Genomic DNA, 1217 nt, shown 5'->3' with positions numbered 1-1217 from the left:
CTTTACTTTGATATTATTAAATTTAACAAGAGTAGAGAGGAGAACTCGAACGGTCTTTAGGTAATACCTATTACACGTAATAGTCCTCTCTACTTCTTGCACGACGTTTAGTTGAACTACTTGGAATACCTAGCCACTATGGCTCATTAAAGGAAATAGTTGCAAAACGTCATTAATCATTAATTTTTTAAATATATGAAAAAAGTAAGAGATGTGATTGGGATTGATGTATCAAAAAAGACCATTGATGCCACCTTATACCACAGTAGGCAACATGCAGTATTTTCAAATGATGAAGAGGGATATAAAGAGCTTATCCGATGGAGTAAACGTCATTTAGAAACATCAGAGTATTTTTTCTGTTTTGAAAATACAGGGAATTATTCCTTAAAGCTATCGGTTTTTTTGTCTTCGCTATCACTTATTTATGTAGAAGAAAGCCCTATGCGAATTAAACGTAGTACAGGTCTTGCTAGAGAGAAGACAGATAAACTAGATTCCTACATGATTGCCCGATTTGGATGGATGTACCGAGAAGAATTAGAACCCAGTAATGTAAAGCCAAAAGAGTTTCAAGAGATTGGTAGGCTTTTAGCTTTACGAGATCAAATGGTGAGAGATCGTAGTGGTTTAAAATCTACTTTAAAAGAGCAAAAGCATTTGCTTTCAAGTCCGTCAACAGACCCTTGTTGTAAGATATTAGAACGCTCAATAAAGTACATTGATAAGCAAGTATTATCTATAGAGAAACGTATGAAAGAATTATTAAAGACAGATGATAAGTTACAGCACAACTATGAGTTGTTAAGGACAGTAAAAGGAGTAGGTCTGATATTAAGTTGTCAATTACTTTATCATACATCCAATTTTATGAAATTTAATAACTGGCGTTCATTTTCAAGTTATTGTGGAATCGCCCCATTTGAATATAGCTCAGGAAGCTCTATTAGGCGACGAAAACAAAGCCACTATATAGGCGATAGAAAAATGAAGACATTATTAAGTATGGCTGCTGTTTCAGCGATACAGTCTGATCAGGAGTTAAAGAATTATTATCACAGAAAGTTAGAGGAAGGCAAACATAAAATGATTGCATTAAACAACGTTAGAAATAAAATTTTAGCACGCAGTTTTGCAGTAATTAAAAGAGGTACTCCCTTTGTAAATATAGCAGCAGTAAATTTCTAAAAAAAACTTGTTTTTTACCTTGGAATACG

At 33.6% G+C, this 1217-nt stretch carries 1 protein-coding gene; it reads left to right on the top strand.

Annotated features, from left to right (window positions below; all coding sequences use genetic code 11):
- Window positions 1-195 precede the first annotated feature (195 nt).
- Window positions 196-1188, top strand: a complete 993-nt coding sequence (locus OD803_RS14445; RefSeq protein ID WP_262734059.1) for an IS110 family transposase — start codon at window positions 196-198, stop codon at window positions 1186-1188.
- The last annotated feature ends 29 nt before the right edge of the window (window positions 1189-1217 follow it).

Source organism: Gaetbulibacter sp. NE (assembly GCF_025548475.1).
GTDB classification, from domain to species: domain Bacteria; phylum Bacteroidota; class Bacteroidia; order Flavobacteriales; family Flavobacteriaceae; genus Gaetbulibacter_B; species Gaetbulibacter_B jejuensis.
This window is presented reverse-complemented; position numbering and strand designations above follow the sequence as displayed.

What these genes read in the sequence shown, in the direction of transcription:
- OD803_RS14445 (WP_262734059.1), top strand. Translation starts at nt 196, where the DNA reads ATGAAAAAAGTAAGAGATGTGATTGGGATTGATGTATCAAAAAAGACC.